Source organism: Pseudomonas fluorescens group sp. PF-1 (assembly GCF_054481335.1).
Genome location: NZ_JBTMNG010000001.1, coordinates 358,496 through 376,795, shown reverse-complemented (window position 1 = coordinate 376,795; position 18,300 = coordinate 358,496). Strand labels below are relative to the sequence as shown.

The window sequence follows — 18,300 nt, the reverse complement described above, 5'->3', positions numbered from 1 at the left end:
TGATCGGGTTACGAAAAAAACTTGTCAGTTAACAGTTTCATCTGTCGTTTGATTCCCTTCTTATTGGACAAGCTTTGGTACACCTGAGGCAGCTCTTCTTTGCGCTGCGTCACGACTTCCATGTAGGTATCCATTAGGTCGCCTGGCGTCCAAGAGATGAGTTGCTGGTAACGGCTGTTGAGGAACGTAGCAGCCTCTGCGCTATAAGGAGTGTCAGAGCCAACCAGGTTTAAAAGCTGGAGCAGGCGCCCACTTTCTACCTCATTGACCGGAACAAAAGTTGGAATCAGCATCCCGAAGTTTGCCAGTAAATAGAGGCCCGCGGGTGGAGTACACTCGGAGGAGTAGAGGATCTCGCGCAGCTCTGTCCCCAACACGGAGCGGTCTGATTGAGGCAGCAGCTTGATCACCAGGCGCAGGGTCTCAATTTGGTAGATCGCAGGCTCAGCAAATGGCGATTGTTTGGAAACACCTGTGAGATACGACAGTGCAGCGTCGTGTACATGTGTAACGGTGCTGACCGGCCAGTTGAGCTCCAGCAAACGTTGCAATGTTAGTAACTGCAATCGCGATTCTTGGCCGATCACTGTCGCCCAGCCGTGTGCATCGAGTTTGACGAAACGCTCTTCGAACATGTGGTCTCTGAGCTTTGTTAGCATCGGATGATCCGAACTCAAGATTCTTTGAAGGATCAGAGGATCGAGCTCTTGGAATGAAGGAATGTTTGCCGGCGACAATGCGGCCGCAGCAAACCAATTCAGCAGCTCGTCTTCACTCAAGCCGTATGGCTGAAGGGCGTGAGTGAGCAGATCGAAATTGCGATAGATGAAATGCGAGCCTATCACTCCAATACTGTCCGTTTTGACTTGTCGCACGAATACAGGCGCCATCAATGCCACGCTGTCAGGGTGAACGCAAGCCTTCATAAGCTCTACGTTGGGAACCACTGATTTCACCAAGGCATCAAAAAATAGAGGTGATTCTTCGAGGGCTTTCGAAATGCCAGTGATCGCCGCGAGCTCTGTCAACATCCCCTGGCGTAAGTAAATGCCTGCGATAGCAAGCTTTGCTCGAACCGATGTGAGACCTACAGAGTAGGAATTTATGATCCCCACAATCTGGGGCACGTAATTCTTATACATAGCTAGAGCAAGCCAGAACCGGTCATCGCTCGCATTGGAGGGTAGAAGATTTAGGATTTGCAGAAACTCTGGATCATCGAACTGAGTGCTCTGAACATCCTGGCCTAACCGAAGCCTGCCGAAATAGGTCACGAAACACGATTCCCAGACTGTATCTGACATTGGTGTCATTGAATTGGTCAACGCAGCGGTAGATGTGATCTGTCTGAGCGCGTCCTTGACGCCCACACTGTCGAGCTTGATGTCAGCGATGTCGATGACGTGCAGATCTTCGCGGCCTACGATGAGGTGGAACAGATTCTCTGCGCTGCTGACCGTCCTGATGTTAAACGACTCGTCTAGAGCATGGAGATACGCGTCGTAGGTCGTAATGGCTTCGACCTGTTCGTCGGCGTGCTCAGCGTCATATGTATATTCATGCAACTGGTCGAATTCAGATGCAAGAGTTTCCAGTTTCTTGCTGAACAGCGCTTTGTTAAGTCCCGCCTTGGTCAAATCTCTGATCGCAGCGTAGTAATCAGTGTCACCTTCTACATTTTCTATCAAAGCGCTACCAGCTAAGCGAGCAGAGACCTTTGATAGTATTGTGGCTATATCGAACCCTTCAACCGCAGTTGCGAGATGAAGCGCTTGCAGCAGACTCTTAACAGAGATGTCCCCTTCCAAGTATCTGGTAAAGGAGTCCATGAATCCAAAGTACGAGCTGAGCTCAGCCAATTTTTTGCCGTTCTGTTCCTCGATCGCGGTCGCAAGCGGCTGATCAATGAGCTCTGCAATGGCGATGTCTTTCGACGTCTGGAAATGGACCTGCAAGATTTGGATAGGCCATCCGGTGTCGACGTCCTCCCCATAGAGTCCTGTCAGGAGCTCACGGGTCTTACGTAGCTTGTGAGCGTCAACCGGATTGTCTTCTTTCGTCTCAGCTGATTCAGCGTCCTCTGATTTCGAGGTAGCGCCATCGCTCAGGAGTGTTTCGATGGGCGTGCCGTTGTATTTGCAGATCGTGATGTATGCCGCGATCACCTCCATCTTCGGATCGCCGACAGTGACGAGCAACGTGGTCGCGAGATCATTGATGAAGCGCTTCTGAAGTCTCGGGGTGACCAGACCGTCGGCCATCGGGCTGTGGCGTTTCAAAATTAAACTGCAGATATCGGCTTGTTCAAGCGGCAGAGATCCAAAGCTTTGTGTCCAAAGCGTGCGAAATGCATCTTTCCATCCGGAGGTGATGATGGGAGGCGCTCGGAAAACTACCGGAAATTTCTTTGCAATGAAGTCTTTAGAGTCGTAGCTCTTCTCGTTATCGCCGTTCAAATACTTGGACACCTTCGTGGAACAGAAGGGGACGATGATGCTCAGATTCTGCCTACGGCTAACCGAAGTGAAAATCTCCAGGTCACTCCATACAGAGCGCAACGCCTCGCGCGGCAGCCTGTCCAGGTTGTCGATAACGATGATGAAGTTGGTGCCGGAAACGGCCTCAAGGTGATGATCCAGCGTTCGCTTCAGGTCGAGAGGGCTGACTTCCTTGCTGATCTCAATCGTCTCGGTGATGTGATCGTCTGAGCTTCCTTTAAGAATGCTGGAGAGATTCCATTTCTTCTTACCTTTTCCGCGATTTGCAAACATTGCCAGGCCCAAGGTCACGGCAGGGAAGATGACACCCAGCACGTAGAGCCCGTGTTTCCATATTTCTAACGGGTCTTTTTGGTGAAGCTGAGACAGGTAGTCGCGGAGAAGAGTGGGACTAAGTACGCCGCCAGCGATCAGGAGGATGGCCCAGATGCTGATATGGCTGCGCGTATCTTTGGTGTAGCTAACGTGCCTGCCCAAGGCGATGTCGCGATTTCTCAGCACGGTTTCTCTGACTGATGCCTTGGCGCTAGGAGGGATCGCTTTGAGCACCTGCTCAGTAAGAAGCTCAATGAAATTGCTTTTGATTGAGCCCTGATAATTCTGCTCGCAGTCAAACAGCCATAGCCTGGTCGCGGAGTCCACGTCGACGATTTTCTTTTCAAGCATCTGAAGAATCGAGCTCTTGCCAGAGCCAAATTCGCCATCGAGACCGATAACTTTGTGGTTCTTGTCATTGAGTAGGTAATTGTGGATGGCAGTCGCTACTCGGTCGTGACTACCTCCCTTAAACGCATCGATCTCGGAAGGGTTCTCGCTTTGGAAGCTCAGAATGTCCATATAGTCCATTGCACCAGGTCAGGGTGGCCCAGGAAAAGAAGGGGCCAATAGGAGGAAGATACGTTGAGAAGTGGCTATCTGCCATAGAACAATGATGGGCATTATCATATTCAGCTATGTGCAGAACAGTTCAGAGATGTTTTTTCTGATGCGCCATTCTGAGCGTGGGTGTCAACTCAGCTTATGAGAGAGCTGGAGTTTGGCGAGGGGACCTCGCATCCGGGCTTCGCTGAGTCGCTTCTAGCAAGCTTCAGGCAATGAGTAGGCAGTGGATCGACTTGTTAAAGCTCCCGCCCATACGCCAACAACCATCGGTGGGATGAACCGATTACTGCCCGGCGTGAATGACTGCAATTGGCCGACTTCTGCCGGTCTGGGCCGCTCAGTGTAGTGGTCAAATCCGATGCAAACGACCGGTCAGCTCCAATGCAAACAGGTATCAAGTCAGTGCAATTACCCAACCAAGGCTGCGGATTTGTGCGGAGGTAGCGACGTGCAGGTACAACAGCGGTACAGTCATGACCTATCGCAGATTTCTAAAAACTACGCCAAACCCACGGTTTACGCCGCGTTCAGCTTGGCGTACCTACGTTACTCTACGGACGGTTTTATTTAGCTTGCAGCGTTTCTAGGCAACTCATAATCCTTTGGTCCACGGTTCAAGTCCGTGTGGGCCCACCAAACAAGAAAGCCGCGCAATGCGCGGCTTTTTCGTGTCTGGGCGTTTTTATCGCTTAACGGGCAAAGCTCTCGAGCTTCTCGCCCGTCAACACCACTTCATACGTATCCGCAGGCCTCCCCCACTGCTCCACTAGAACCATACGATCCACCACCGCAGCGCCCAATCCTGTAATGGTCTCAGCCAAAGCCTCGACCATTTCTTGAGCCCGCAGCCACAGGCAATCATTGATCGCTTTCAGTTCGGTCGCGATGCGGTCGGATGAAGCAAGACCGGTATCGGGATAGGTGATGTTGCGCAGCAGGTGCCGCAGCTCCCTGATTTTTGCGTCGTCCTGCTCAGCACCTTGTGCCCCGTTGAGGATGGCTGCAGCGTCCGACAGGTCGACGCGTTTTACGCCGACAGGTGCTGAAGGTAACGTCTGGGCCATCGCGCCCGCGAAAAGCATGATGATCCGGGATTCCAGATAGGCCCTCATGGCGTCCATCGACGAGATGGGCCGCACCAGATTGATGGTTGCGCCCCCTTTGTGCCGCAAGTCCATGGTCACAGTCAGGGTGACGCCACCTGTTTCAAAGCCCAACGCACGGGCCACGACGTAGTGGCCCATTTCGTGATGGGCGATCTGCAATGCACGGTCCCTTACTGCGGCAGGCAGTTTTGTCGTCATGTCCTTCGCCTCGCACTCTCGACTGCATCAATCCTAGCCGATCTCCACAGACGTTCTTTCGCCCAGAAAAAAGCCGCGCAATGGCGCGGCTTTTCCGAGTCAAACGTCAGCCCTTATTTGGGCAACGCATACGCAATCACATAGTCCCCACGGTCCGTCGACTGACGTGCACCGCCTACGGTGAGCAGGATGTACTGCTTACCCGTCTTCGGCGAAACGTAGGTCATCGGCCCGGACTGACTGCCCACTGGCAGGCGCGACTTCCAGATCTCATTGCCGTTGCCGGTATCGAAGGCACGCAGGTAGAAATCCTGGGTGCCGGCGAAGAACAGCAGGCCGGACTGGGTCGCGAGCGAAGCGCCGAGGGTCGGCATGCCGATCTGGATCGGCAGGTGCATGCGGATGCCCAGCGGGCCGGTGTCTTGCACGGTGCCGACCGGCACTTGCCACATCAGTTTGTGGGTCTTGAGGTCGATGGCGGACATGGTGCCGAACGGTGGCTTCTGGCACGGAATGCCGACCGCCGAGAGGAAGCGTTCGCGCATGGCACCGAATGGCGTGCCTTCCTGCGGCACCACACCCATTTCGATGCCGCTGGCCCCGGCGCCGATCTTGTCGCGCGGGATCATGTAGTTGGCCAGGCCCAGGCGCATGTCGTTGACGAACATGTAGTTCGTGTGCGGATCCACCGAGACGCTGCCCCAGTTCATGCCACCCAACGAGCCCGGGAATTGCAGCGCGCGGTCCATACCCGGCGGGGTGTAGACGCCTTCGTGGCGCATGCCCTTGAACTGGATGCGGCACATCAACTGGTCAAACGGCGTGGCGCCCCACATGTCGGATTCGGTCAGGGTCTTGTTGCCGATCGAAGGCATGTCCACCGAGAACGGCTGGGTCGGCGAGTAGCGTTCGCCAGGCACATGGCCCTGGGGTACCGGGCGCTCTTCAACGCGCGCGATCGGCACGCCGGTTGCGCGGTTGAGCAGGAAGATCTCGCCCTGTTTGGTGACTTGGGCCAGCGCCGGCTGCATAACGCCCTTATCGTCCGGCACGTCGTACAGCAGCGGTTGTGCCGGCAGGTCGAAGTCCCACAGATCGTGGTGAGTGGTCTGGAAGTGCCAGCGCACCTGACCGGTCTTCACGTCGACGGCGACGATGGAGGAGTTCCACTTGTCGTCGAACTCGGTACGCTGGCCGCCGAAGAAGTCCGGGGTGGCGTTGCCGGTTGGCAAGTAGACCAGGCCGAGCTTGGCGTCGTAGGACATGGCCGACCACACGTTCGGCGTGCCACGGGTATACGTCTCACCCGCTGGCGGGCGTTTAGTGGTGTTCGGGTTGCCCGGATCCCACGCCCACACCAGTTCGCCGCTGCGCACGTCGTAGGCACGAACCACGCCTGGCGGCTCGCCGGTGGAATAGTTGTCGGCCACGCGACCACCGACAATCACCACGTCTCCGGCGACCAATGGCGTCGAAGTCTGCTGGTAGTAGCCTGGCTTCACTTCACCCATGTCGGTTTTCAGGTCGACCGTGCCTTGGTTGCCGAACGCTTCGCACGGCTTGCCGGTTTCGGCATTGATGGCGATCAAACGCGCATCGCCGGTCGGCAGGAACAGACGTTTCGTACAGGCCGTTGGTTGAGCCCCAGCAGGTGCGGGGGCTTCGGAATAGCCCAGGCCACGGCAACGCTGCCAGTTCGGCGCCGAGCCTTGCGGGTCGAACTTCCAGCGCTGGGCGCCGGTGTCGGCATCCAGGGCGAAGACTTTGCCGTAGGCGGTGCAGGTGTAGACCGTGTCACCGATTTGCAGCGGGGTGTTCTGGTCTTCGGCACCGGCGCCGGTGCTTTGCGGGATGTCGCCGGTCCGGAAGGTCCAGGCCACCTGCAATTTGTCGATGTTGCCCTTGTTGATCTGGTCCAGCGCGGCAAAGCGGTTGCCGGCGGTGGTGTTGCCCCAGTGCGCCCAGTCTTTCTGCTCAGTGCCCGGTGCGACCGGCGTGACGGCCGGTTCGGTGGTGGCCTTGACCACGTGGGTCGGCACAAACATATAGGCCAGGGTGGCGACGACACCGACGGCCAGAATACCGGCCAGCCCATAGGCGCCACGCCCTGCGGACGCGCCCGAGGCACGCACCAGCGTCGGATAGATCAGCGCCACGACCAGGCCGATCACGGCAAAGGTCAGCACGCGCGAGACCAGCGGCCAATACTCGAGGCCGGCATCCCACACGGCCCAGATCGCGGTCAGGATCAGCGCCAGACCATACAGCCAGGCGCCTGCCGGTTTACGGCGGGCAATCATCAAGCCGGAGACCAGCATCGCCAGGCCCATCAGCAGGAAATACCCGCTGCCACCGAGTGAAATCAGGTAGCCACCACCCCCCGCCAGGCCGAGCCCGATCAGTGCAATCAGGACACCCAGCCCCGCCAGCAACCATTTGCTGCCGGCGGCAGCCCCAGAATTATTCATGTCGGAAATTATCCCCATTTGTGACAAGCGCGGAATAATGTACTACCTAGTTACTTATGGCAAATTGTCGCAGGTGAAAATGGCATGAACGGTAGTGAGCCTAGATCAAGCATCCGCTCGATGAGATGTGGCGGTAACATGCGTGCCCAATGCTCTGTCCCGTTGGAGACAACCTTTGCCTGACACTCGCCCGCCCGTTCTTGATGAAATCGACCGCCAGCTGATCGCGGCCCTGCAGATCAACGCCCGCGAAAGCGTGGCCATGCTTGCCCGGCAACTAGGCATCGCGCGCACCACCGTCACTTCGCGATTGGCACGCCTGGAAAAAGCCAAAGTGATTACCGGTTATGGCGTTCGCCTGGGTCAGCGTGTGGTCGACGGCGGATTGCAGGCGTACGTGGGGATTACCGTGCAGCCGCGCTCCGGCAAGGAAGTGCTGCGACGCCTGAGTGCGATGGCACAGGTGCAGCAGTTGTGTGCCGTCAGTGGCGAATTTGATTATGTGGCGTGGCTGCGGACTGATTCGCCGGAGCAGCTGGACCAGTTGCTGGATCAGATCGGCAGTGTCGACGGGGTGGAGAAGACCACGACCTCAATCATCTTGAGCAGCAAGATTGATCGGGGGCAGCCGGTTTGAGGTTCCACCCGTAGATAGTCGTTATCTGATCGGGCCTCTTCGCGGGCACGTCCGCTCCCACAACGGACAGTGTGCACAGCACAATCGTCATATTGATCATTAATCTGGCAAAACGACGACACTTTGCGTCTTATTAACGTGTTCCACGCTCTCTAGAATGGCCGGCATCTTTTCCTATACTCAGACGCGCACCCTGCGTCCGGTCGCCAGTAAGGTCAGCCATGAACAAGAACAATCGCCACCCTGCAGACGGTAAGAAACCAGTCACCATTTTCGGCCCGGATTTTCCTTTCGCCTTCGACGACTGGATCGAACACCCGGCCGGGCTGGGCAGCATTCCCGAGCATAACCATGGTGCCGAAGTGGCAATCGTTGGCGCCGGCATCGCCGGGCTGGTGGCGGCTTATGAACTGATGAAACTCGGCCTCAAGCCGGTGGTTTACGAAGCGTCGAAGATGGGCGGCCGCCTGCGCTCACAGACCTTCAACGGGACCGATGGCATCGTCGCCGAACTGGGCGGCATGCGCTTCCCGGTGTCGTCCACCGCGTTCTACCACTACGTCGACAAACTCGGTCTTGAGACCAAACCCTTCCCTAACCCGCTGACGCCTGCCTCCGGCAGCACCGTGATCGACCTGGAAGGCCAAACCCATTACGCACAGAAACTGGCGGATCTTCCTGCACTGTTCCAGGAAGTGGCTGACGCCTGGGCCGATGCCTTGGAAGACGGCTCGCGCTTCGGCGAAATCCAGCAGGCCATTCGCGACCGCGATGTGCCACGCCTCAAGGAACTGTGGAATACCCTGGTGCCACTGTGGGACGACCGCACGTTCTACGACTTCGTCGCCACGTCCAAGGCATTCGCCAAGTTGTCGTTCCATCACCGTGAAGTGTTCGGCCAGGTCGGTTTCGGCACCGGCGGCTGGGACTCGGACTTCCCGAACTCGATGCTGGAAATCTTCCGCGTGGTCATGACCAACTGCGACGACCACCAGCACCTGGTGGTCGGTGGTGTCGAGCAAGTACCGCAAGGGATCTGGCGTCATGTGCCGGAACGTTGCGTGCACTGGCCTGAAGGCACCAGCCTTAAATCGTTGCACCGGGGCGCCCCGCGCTCCGGCGTGAAAAAAATCGCCCATGCCCCCGGTGGCCGTTTTGCGGTGACCGACAACAACGGCGACACCCGCGAATATGCCGCGGTGCTGACCACCTGCCAGAGCTGGCTGCTGACCACCCAGATCGAATGCGACGAAACCCTGTTCTCGCAAAAGATGTGGATGGCCCTGGACCGTACCCGCTACATGCAATCGTCGAAAACCTTCGTGATGGTCGACCGTCCGTTCTGGAAGGACAAGGACCCGGAAACCGGCCGCGACCTGATGAGCATGACCCTCACCGATCGCCTGACCCGTGGCACCTACCTGTTCGACAACGGCGACGACAAGCCGGGGGTGATTTGCCTGTCGTACTCGTGGATGAGCGATGCGCTGAAAATGCTCCCGCACCCGGTGGAAAAACGCGTGAAGCTGGCGCTGGATGCACTGAAAAAGATCTACCCGAAAGTCGACATCGCCGCGCGCATCATCGGCGATCCAATCACTGTGTCCTGGGAAGCCGACCCGCATTTCCTCGGTGCCTTCAAAGGCGCCCTGCCCGGCCACTACCGCTACAACCAGCGCATGTACGCGCACTTCATGCAGGAAGACATGCCAGCAGAACAGCGCGGGATCTTCATTGCCGGTGACGATGTTTCGTGGACGCCGGCCTGGGTCGAAGGCGCCGTGCAGACGTCGCTCAACGCGGTATGGGGCATCATGAAACACTTCGGCGGTGCAACTCACGCCGAGAACCCGGGTCCAGGTGATGTGTTCAACGAGATCGGACCGATCGCCCTGCCCGAGTAAGAGGAATCCGAAATGCGCGTAGCCCTTTACCAATGTCCACCGTTGCCCCTGGAGGTTGCCGGCAACCTGCAACGCTTGCACCAGCTTGCGCTGGAGGCTAAAGGCGCCGATTTGCTGGTGCTGCCGGAGATGTTCCTGACTGGCTACAACATTGGCGTCGATGCCGTCAGCGTGCTGGCGGAGGTGTACAACGGTGAGTCGGCGCAACAGGTCGCGCGCATCGCCAAGGCGGCCGGGATCGCCATCTTGTATGGCTATCCCGAGCGCACCGAGGACGGGCAGATCTACAACGCCGTGCAGTTGATCGACGCCAATGGCGAACGCCTGTGCAACTACCGCAAGACGCACCTGTTCGGCGACCTCGACCGCTCGATGTTCAGCCCCGGCACCAACGATTTTCCGGTCGTTGAGCTCAACGGCTGGAAGCTCGGTTTCCTGATCTGCTACGACCTGGAGTTCCCGGAAAATGCCCGGCGCCTGGCCCTCGAGGGCGCCGAGCTGATCCTGGTGCCGACGGCGAACATGATTCCCTTCGATTTCATCGCGGATGTCACCGTCCGCGCCCGCGCCTTTGAAAACCAGTGTTACGTGGCCTACGCCAACTACTGCGGGCACGAAGGCGACATCCACTACTGCGGCCAGAGCAGCATCGCCGCACCGGACGGCAGCCGCATCGCCCAGGCCGGCCTTGATGAGGCATTGATCGTCGGTGAGCTGGATCGTCAGTTGATGGTCGATTCCCGCGCCGCCAATCGCTACCTCCTCGATCGCCGCCCCGAGCTTTACGACGCGCTGAACAAGCACTAATCCGCTAGCATTGGCACTTCACTGTTCTGGAAGTGCCCATGCCTGCGCTGAATCACCCTCGCCCCCCTTCTGAAACCCTGGCCAACGGTCTGCGGGTGACGCTGCGTCATGCGCCGGATTTGAAGCGCTGCGCAGCGGCGTTGCGAGTCGCCGCGGGCAGCCATGATGTGCCGCTGGCCTGGCCCGGCCTGGCACACTTTCTCGAGCATCTGCTGTTTTTGCACACCGAGCGTTTTCCTGCGGGCCAGGGGTTGATGGCCTACGTCCAGGGTCATGGTGGACAGGTCAACGCGCGCACCAATGAGCGCACCACCGACTACTTCTTCGAATTGCCGACGCAGGCATTGGCCGGTGGGCTGGAGCGTCTGTCAGACATGCTCGCTCACCCGCGCATGAATCCGGACGATCAGCAGCGCGAAAGAGAAGTGCTGCAGGCCGAGTTTATCGCCTGGTCCCAGGACGCCACGGCCCAACAGCAACTGGCGCTGTTCAACGGGCTGAGTGAAACGCATCCATTGCGCGGCTTTCACGCCGGCAACCGCGACAGCCTTCCGGTATCGCAACCCGAGTTTCAGCACGCCTTGCAGGATTTTTATCAGCGCTTTTATCAAGCCGGGCAGATGACGCTGAGCCTGGCGGGCCCGCAAAGTCTCGAAGAGCTGACAGCGCTGGCCCAGGCTTTTGCTGATGCGATACCTGCGGGCAGCACGATCGCGCAACAAGCGCCTGCGCCTCTGATGAGCACTGCCGACAACCGTTATCAACAGGTGGACGCCCATCGCCTGCATCAGTTGTTCGCCCTCGAAGCACTGCTCGACTCATCGGCTGACGCATTGGCGTTCCTGTGCCATTGGCTCAACAGCGCCAAGCCCGGTGGGCTGCTGGCCGGTTTACGCGACCGGGGCTGGGCCACTCACCTGAAAGCGGCGCCGCTGTATCAATTTGCCGGGCAAGCCTTGTTGCATATTGAATTCACGCTGAGTGCCGGTGTACCTTCAACGGCGATTCGCGAGCAGTTGCTGGATTGGCTGGGCTTTTTCGCCCGGCAAGACTGGAGCGCGTTGAGCACCGAATACACGACCCTGCTGCAACGCCAGCAGCACGTCAGCACAGCCCTGCAACTGGCCCGACTGGACAGCGAACAACGCGAAGCCGGGTTATCCGAACAGGGGGTGACAGCTCTCAGGCACGTGCTGAATCAAATCGGCGCTGTGGATAACTTCAGCGGTCAATGGCAACTGCCGACACCCAATCCGTTCCTGCGCTCCGACGCGCCCGCCCCCAACGCCGGCCTGATTCGTGGCCAGACCAGCGCACACCGTGGCTTGCGCACCTTTGCCCAGGATCGCTCGCGCACTCGTCGCGAACGCTCGCCCATGCAGTTCAGCCAGGCGTTGTCGGACAGCGGTGCACAAGGGGCCGTGTATCTGCGTTGGCGTCTTGATGCGGCACCGAGCACTCTCCTGCAATCGGGTCTGGACAATCATCTGCAACCATTGCGCGAAGAGGCGCGGCAGGCGGGTGTGGATGTCTCGTTCACCGCCTCGGGCAATGAATGGTTGCTGAAGATGACCGGACTGCAGGAGCCAATGCCCGTTGTACTGGAGCATGTGCTGAAAGCGCTGGCGAAACCTGAAATCGCCGGTTCGCAGGATGAATCAGCGTTGATGCCCATTCGGCAGCTGCTCAAGGCGCTGCCCGGTTGCTGCCTCGCGCCCTGCGCACGCTCGGATGATCTGCAACAACTCTGGTCAGGCGCCCGCTGGGATGGCTTGGCGATAGGCTTGTCGGCGCAGACCCAAGCGGCCATGGGCGTGGCATTGAGCCGCATCCCCGGCACGCCGGACAGTCAGCTGACACCGCCGCCATCGAGCCAGTCGCACTATCTGTGGAGCACCATCGATACCGGTTCCAGCGAACACGCATTGCTGTTGTTCTGCCCATCCGCGAGCGAAGCGATCGTTGACGAAGCCGCGTGGCGCCTGCTGGCACACGTCTGCCAGACGCCGTTCTACCAGCGCCTGCGGGTGGAATTGCAACTCGGCTATGCGGTGTTCAGTGCCTTGCGCCAGATGCACGGGCAGACCGGACTGCTATTCGGTGTGCAATCACCCAGTGTCGAGCCGGTCGACCTGCTGCAACACATCGAGCAGTTCCTGGACGGGTTACCGCCGATGATCCGGGACATCGATGACGAGCGCTTCATCGCCCTGCGCCAGACCCTGGCCGACCAGTTCGCCAGTACCGTGTTGCCCGACGCCCAAGCGGCCGAACTGCTGTGGCAGGGCAAACTGGCGGGCCGCTCGTCGGATTATCTGAGTCAACTGCCCCAGGCAATTCTGCTGGTTGATCGACCGACACTCATCGCCGCTGCCCAACGCCTGAAACAGGCCGAAGGCGGCTGGCGCTGCCTGTCCAACGGGAGTTGCCCCGGTTCGCCCTGGCAAGTGACAAAATGATCGTTACTGGGGCCGCAATTAACTTTCTCGAACATTTGCGGCCAATTATTGTGAAATTTTAAGTAACATAGCTGCCTAACTATCTGAACATCTCCCGCTGGAGGTGGACTATATGTATAGATCTCAACTGTCCCATCACCTGAAGGAGCGCTCCATGTCCTGGTCCAAACCTGCTTACACCGACCTGCGTATCGGCTTTGAAGTCACCATGTACTTCGCCAGCCGTTGAGTCCTGCCGCCAGGCAGAACATGCGGTCCAACGCCTCGGTTTGCCGAGGCGTTTTTATTTTCAGCTGTTGAATGATGGGAGCCTCCATGTTTGTCCAGATCCTGGGATCCGCCGCGGGCGGCGGTTTCCCCCAATGGAACTGCAACTGCGCGAACTGCGCCGGTTTTCGCGACGGCAGCCTGAATGCCAGGGCGCGTACCCAATCGTCGATCGCGATCTCCGATGACGGGGTCAATTGGGTGCTGTGCAACACCTCGCCGGACATCCGCGCCCAACTCCAGAGCTTCGCCCCGATGCAACCCGGCCGCGCGCTGCGTGATACCGGGATCAGCGCGATCATTCTGATGGACAGCCAGATCGACCACACCACCGGCTTGCTCATGCTGCGTGAAGGGTGTCCGCACCAGGTCTGGTGCACGGACATGGTCCACGAAGACCTGAGCAGCGGTTTCCCGCTGTTCAACATGCTGACCCACTGGAACGGCGGCCTGACCTGGAACCGCATCGAGCTCGATCAGAGCTTCAGCGTCCCGGCCTGCCCCAACCTGCGCTTCACCCCGCTGCCGCTGCGCAGCGCCGCGCCGCCCTACTCGCCCCATCGCTTCGACCCGCACCCGGGCGACAACATTGGCCTGATCGTCGAAGACCTCAACACGGGCGGCAAACTGTTCTACGCACCGGGCCTGGGCAAGGTCGATGCGCCGTTGCTGGAGATCATGGCCGGCAGCGATTGCCTGCTGGTGGACGGCACGCTGTGGGACGACGACGAAATGCAGCGCCGTGGCGTCGGCACCCGCACCGGGCGGGAGATGGGTCACCTGGCGCAGAGTGGCCCCGGCGGCATGCTCGAAGTGCTGGAGCAACTGCCCACTCAGCGTAAAGTCCTTATCCACATCAACAACACCAACCCGATTCTCGATGAAGATTCGCCGCAACGCGCGGAACTGGATCGGCGCCAGGTTGAAGTGGCGTATGACGGCATGAGTATTGTGCTGTAACTGATGGCCCCATCGCTGGCAAGCCAGCTCCCACCGGTGCTGTGAACACCGCAAAACCCTGTGGGAGCTGGCTTGCCAGCGATGACTGAAGACCAGACGCCTGAGATCCCAATGCTTGTTCCCGGAGAACAGACATGACTGACACTCCAATGTCCCCCAGCGAATTCGAAGCCGCCCTGCGCGCCAAGGGTGCCTATTACCACATCCATCACCCTTACCACGTGGCGATGTATGAAGGCCGGGCGACCCGCGAGCAGATTCAGGGCTGGGTCGCCAATCGCTTTTACTATCAGGTGAACATCCCGCTCAAGGACGCCGCCATTCTGGCCAACTGCCCGGACCGCGAAATCCGTCGCGAGTGGATTCAACGCCTGCTCGACCATGACGGTGCGCCCGGCGAGGACGGCGGCATCGAAGCCTGGCTGCGCCTCGGTCAGGCCGTCGGCCTCGACCCGGATCAACTGCGCTCCCAGGAACTGGTACTGCCCGGCGTGCGTTTCGCCGTGGACGCCTACGTCAACTTCGCCCGCCGCGCCCGTTGGCAGGAAGCCGCCAGCAGTTCGTTGACCGAACTGTTCGCGCCGCAGATCCACCAGTCGCGCCTGGACAGCTGGCCGCAGCATTACCCGTGGATCGACCCGGCCGGCTACGAGTATTTCCGCACGCGCCTGGGTCAGGCGCGACGCGATGTCGAGCATGGCCTGGCCATCACCCTGCAGCACTACACAACGCGCGAGGGCCAGGAGCGCATGCTGGAAATTCTCCAGTTCAAACTGGACATTCTTTGGAGCATGCTCGATGCCATGAGCATGGCTTACGAACTCAAGCGCCCGCCATATCACAGCGTGACCGAACAACGGGTCTGGCATAAAGGAATCACCTTATGAGTTTCGATCGCAGCAAGACCCCGACCTGGCGGCCCGGCTACCGCTTCCAGTACGAACCGGCGCAGAAAGGCCACGTGCTGCTGTACCCCGAAGGCATGATCAAACTCAATGAAAGCGCCGCGCTGATCGGTGGCTTGATCGATGGCCAGCGCGATGTCGCGGCGATCATCAATGAGCTCGACAACCAGTTCCCCGGCGTGCCCGAACTCAGTGACGACATCGAGCAATTCATGGAGGTTGCCCGTGCGCAGCACTGGATCACCCTTGACTGATCTGCCGCCCAAGCCTGAGGTTGGTCTGCCACTGTGGCTGCTCGCCGAGCTGACCTACCGCTGCCCGCTGCAATGCCCCTACTGCTCGAACCCCCTCGACTTCGCCGAGCAGGGCAAGGAACTGAGCACCGAGCAGTGGATCAAGGTATTTCGCGAGGCCCGGGAGATGGGCGCGGCGCAACTGGGTTTCTCCGGCGGCGAACCGCTGGTGCGCCAGGACCTCGCCGAGCTCATTGCCGAGGCGCGCAAGCTGGGCTTCTACACCAACCTGATCACCTCCGGCATCGGTCTGACCGAGCAGAAAATCAGCGACTTCAAAAAGGCCGGCCTCGATCACATCCAGATCAGCTTCCAGGCCAGCGACGAGCAGGTGAACAACCTGCTGGCCGGGTCGAAAAAGGCCTTCGCGCAGAAGCTCGAAATGGCCCGCGCGGTGAAGGCCCACGGCTATCCGATGGTGCTCAATTTCGTGACCCATCGGCACAACATCGACCAGATCGACCGCATCATCGAGCTGTGCATTGCGCTGGAAGCGGACTTCGTCGAACTCGCCACTTGCCAGTTCTACGGCTGGGCACAGCTCAACCGCGTGGGCCTGTTGCCGACCAAAGAGCAACTGGTGCGCGCCGAACGCATCACCAACGAATACCGGGCAAAACTCGAAGCCGAAGGTCATCCGTGCAAGCTGATTTTCGTCACCCCGGACTATTACGAAGAACGCCCGAAAGCCTGCATGAACGGCTGGGGCAGTATTTTTCTGACGGTCACCCCGGACGGAACCGCACTGCCCTGTCACGGCGCCCGACAACTGCCGGTTCAGTTTCCCAACGTGCGCGACCACAGCATGCAGCACATCTGGTACGACTCGTTCGGCTTCAATCGCTTTCGCGGCTACGACTGGATGCCTGAGCCCTGCCGCTCCTGCGACGAGAAAGAAAAGGACTTCGGCGGCTGTCGCTGCCAGGCGTTCATGCTCACCGGTGATGCGAGCAACGCCGACCCGGTGTGCAGTAAATCGCACCATCACGGCGTGATCCTCCAGGCCCGCGAAGATGCCGGGCACGCCACTCAGACCATCGACCAACTGGCCTTTCGCAATGAACGAAACTCACGCCTCATCGCCAAAAGCTGAACCCTTCAGCGCGGCCAACGCCGTCGCCGCCGGTGTCGACTTTGCCGAGTTGCAGGCCGGCGCCAACGGCCTGTTCTGGAACGAATACCGCCCGCAAGATGGCGCCTGCCGAATCTGGCACTGGCGCAATGGCACGGCGAAATGTCTGACGCCACCAGGGTTCAGTGTGCGCAGTCGGGTGTACGAATATGGCGGTGGCGCGTTTTGTCTGACTGACGACGGCGTCGTTTTCGTCAACGAGGCCGACCAGCAACTGTATCGGCAATCGTTGCAGGGCGAACCCGAAGTGCTGACATCAGGGGTGTGCCGTTATGGCGATCTTCAGTTCGCCCAGGGTCAAGTGCTGGCGGTAGAAGAGAACCGCGACCGACATCGCCTGGTGGCGATTGATCTGACGGACGGCGGACGGCATTTATTGGCCGAGGGTGCGGATTTTTACGCGGCACCCACGCTGAGCCCGGATGCCCGTCGCCTGGCCTGGGTCGAGTGGGATCGCCCGCATCAGCCCTGGACGGCGACGCGCTTGATGGTCGCCGAACGCCAGCGCGATGGCGGGTTTTCACCGCCCTGTTGCGTCGCCGGTGACGACGCTCAAGAGTCTCTGCAACAACCACGATTTGACGACAGCGGGCGCTTGTATTGCCTGACCGATCGCGGCGGTTTCTGGCAACCCTGGGTGGAATCCAGCGAGGGATTGAGCCCGTTACCCAGTGCCGCTGCCGATCATGGTCCCGCGCCCTGGCAACTCGGTGGCTGCACCTGGCTGCCGCTGGGCGGGGCCGGCTATCTGGCCACTTGGACGGAAGGTGGTTTTGGCCGATTGGCGGTGTGTGGCGACAACAACGAGGACTTCACGGGCGAATACAGCCGCTTCCGCCATCTCGCTGTGGATAACCAGTTCATCTACTGCATCGCGGCATCGCCGATCAGTTCGTCAGCGGTGATCGCCATCGACCGCCAGACCCGTGAGGTGAACACACTCGCCGGCGGCATCACACCACTACCTGCCGAGCAGATCAGCCTTCCACAAACCCTGCGTTACCCGAGTGGTTCGGGCGAAGCTCATGGCTTCTTCTACCCGGCGATGACGGGCGAGGCCAAACCGCCGCTGGTGGTGTTCATCCACGGCGGCCCGACATCAGCGTGCTATCCGATGCTCGATCCGCGCATTCAGTACTGGGCGCAACGGGGTTTCGCCGTGGCCGATCTCAACTACCGCGGCAGCAGCGGCTATGGGCGAGCCTATCGCCAGGCCCTGCATTTGAGCTGGGGCGACGTCGACGTCGAAGACGCTTGCGCAGTGGCCAGTCACCTCGCCGAACGTGGATTGATCGACGGCGACAGAGCGTTCATTCGTGGCGGCAGTGCCGGCGGTTACACCACGCTGTGCGCACTGGCGTTCCACAAGGTCTTCCGCGCCGGCGCCAGCCTCTACGGGGTCAGCGATCCTGTCGCCCTGGGCCGGGCGACCCACAAGTTCGAGGGGGATTATCTGGACTGGCTGATCGGTGATCCGGTGCAAGACGCCGAGCGCTATACCGCACGGACGCCATTACTGCATGCGAGCAACATCAGCGTGCCCGTGATCTTCTTTCAGGGCGAACTGGATGCGGTGGTGGTGCCGGAGCAAACCCGCGAGATGGTCACAGCGCTACAGAACAACGGCATTGCCGTCGAAGCCCATTACTACGCTGACGAACGCCATGGCTTTCGCAAGGCGGGCAATCAGGCCCATGCGCTGGAGCAGGAATGGTTGTTTTATCGACGGGTGATGGAGCACGCCGGCTGAAATCGGCGGTGCTCCAGTCGCTGATCGCGATGTC

General features: G+C 59.5%; 13 protein-coding genes. 10 read left to right on the top strand and 3 right to left on the bottom strand.

Annotated elements, in window-relative coordinates; genetic code table 11:
- Positions 1–8 precede the first annotated feature (8 nt).
- From ACX3YD_RS01765 to ACX3YD_RS01755, 3 genes are all read right to left on the bottom strand, one after another.
- Positions 9–3,335: a P-loop NTPase fold protein gene (locus ACX3YD_RS01765; protein ID WP_458959160.1), complete on the bottom strand. Its 3,327-nt coding sequence runs from the start codon at positions 3,333–3,335 to the stop codon at positions 9–11.
- Between the two features lie 734 nt (positions 3,336–4,069).
- Positions 4,070–4,684 carry a peptidase M41 gene (locus tag ACX3YD_RS01760; protein ID WP_458959159.1) on the bottom strand — a complete coding sequence of 205 codons (615 nt, stop codon included), beginning with the start codon at positions 4,682–4,684 and terminating at the stop codon, positions 4,070–4,072.
- Positions 4,685–4,797: 113 nt separating this feature from the next.
- Entirely contained in the window at positions 4,798–7,152 is a 2,355-nt protein-coding gene (locus tag ACX3YD_RS01755; RefSeq protein ID WP_458959158.1) for a glucose/quinate/shikimate family membrane-bound PQQ-dependent dehydrogenase, read from the bottom strand.
- Between the two features lie 175 nt (positions 7,153–7,327).
- Here ACX3YD_RS01755 and ACX3YD_RS01750 point away from each other — a divergent pair, with 175 nt between their 5' ends.
- From ACX3YD_RS01750 to ACX3YD_RS01705, 10 genes are all read left to right on the top strand, one after another.
- Positions 7,328–7,789 carry an Lrp/AsnC family transcriptional regulator gene (locus ACX3YD_RS01750; RefSeq protein WP_007980298.1) on the top strand — a complete coding sequence of 154 codons (462 nt, stop codon included), beginning with the start codon at positions 7,328–7,330 and terminating at the stop codon, positions 7,787–7,789.
- Positions 7,790–8,010: 221 nt separating this feature from the next.
- On the top strand, positions 8,011–9,693 hold the full coding sequence (locus tag ACX3YD_RS01745) for a flavin monoamine oxidase family protein (RefSeq protein WP_047534184.1): 1,683 nt from the start codon (positions 8,011–8,013) through the stop codon (positions 9,691–9,693).
- A gap of 12 nt (positions 9,694–9,705) precedes the next feature.
- On the top strand, positions 9,706–10,500 hold the full coding sequence (locus ACX3YD_RS01740) for a carbon-nitrogen hydrolase family protein (protein ID WP_103404123.1): 795 nt from the start codon (positions 9,706–9,708) through the stop codon (positions 10,498–10,500).
- Positions 10,501–10,538: 38 nt separating this feature from the next.
- Positions 10,539–12,959, top strand: a complete 2,421-nt coding sequence (pqqF, locus tag ACX3YD_RS01735) for a pyrroloquinoline quinone biosynthesis protein PqqF (protein WP_458959157.1) — start codon at positions 10,539–10,541, stop codon at positions 12,957–12,959.
- A 154-nt stretch (positions 12,960–13,113) separates the two neighbouring features.
- Positions 13,114–13,188, top strand: a complete 75-nt coding sequence (gene pqqA, locus ACX3YD_RS01730) for a pyrroloquinoline quinone precursor peptide PqqA (RefSeq protein WP_009045898.1) — start codon at positions 13,114–13,116, stop codon at positions 13,186–13,188.
- 86 nt (positions 13,189–13,274) lie between these two features.
- Positions 13,275–14,186: a pyrroloquinoline quinone biosynthesis protein PqqB gene (pqqB, locus tag ACX3YD_RS01725; RefSeq protein ID WP_458959156.1), complete on the top strand. Its 912-nt coding sequence runs from the start codon at positions 13,275–13,277 to the stop codon at positions 14,184–14,186.
- A gap of 134 nt (positions 14,187–14,320) precedes the next feature.
- Positions 14,321–15,073 carry a pyrroloquinoline-quinone synthase PqqC gene (gene pqqC / locus ACX3YD_RS01720; RefSeq protein ID WP_458959155.1) on the top strand — a complete coding sequence of 251 codons (753 nt, stop codon included), beginning with the start codon at positions 14,321–14,323 and terminating at the stop codon, positions 15,071–15,073.
- Positions 15,070–15,345: a pyrroloquinoline quinone biosynthesis peptide chaperone PqqD gene (gene pqqD, locus ACX3YD_RS01715; protein ID WP_458959154.1), complete on the top strand. Its 276-nt coding sequence runs from the start codon at positions 15,070–15,072 to the stop codon at positions 15,343–15,345. The genes pqqC and pqqD overlap by 4 nt, the downstream gene beginning before the upstream one ends.
- Positions 15,338–16,477: a pyrroloquinoline quinone biosynthesis protein PqqE gene (gene pqqE, locus ACX3YD_RS01710; protein ID WP_259334686.1), complete on the top strand. Its 1,140-nt coding sequence runs from the start codon at positions 15,338–15,340 to the stop codon at positions 16,475–16,477. The genes pqqD and pqqE overlap by 8 nt, the downstream gene beginning before the upstream one ends.
- Positions 16,443–18,266: an alpha/beta hydrolase family protein gene (locus ACX3YD_RS01705; protein WP_458959153.1), complete on the top strand. Its 1,824-nt coding sequence runs from the start codon at positions 16,443–16,445 to the stop codon at positions 18,264–18,266. Before pqqE ends, ACX3YD_RS01705 begins: the two co-directional genes overlap by 35 nt.
- Positions 18,267–18,300 lie beyond the last annotated feature (34 nt).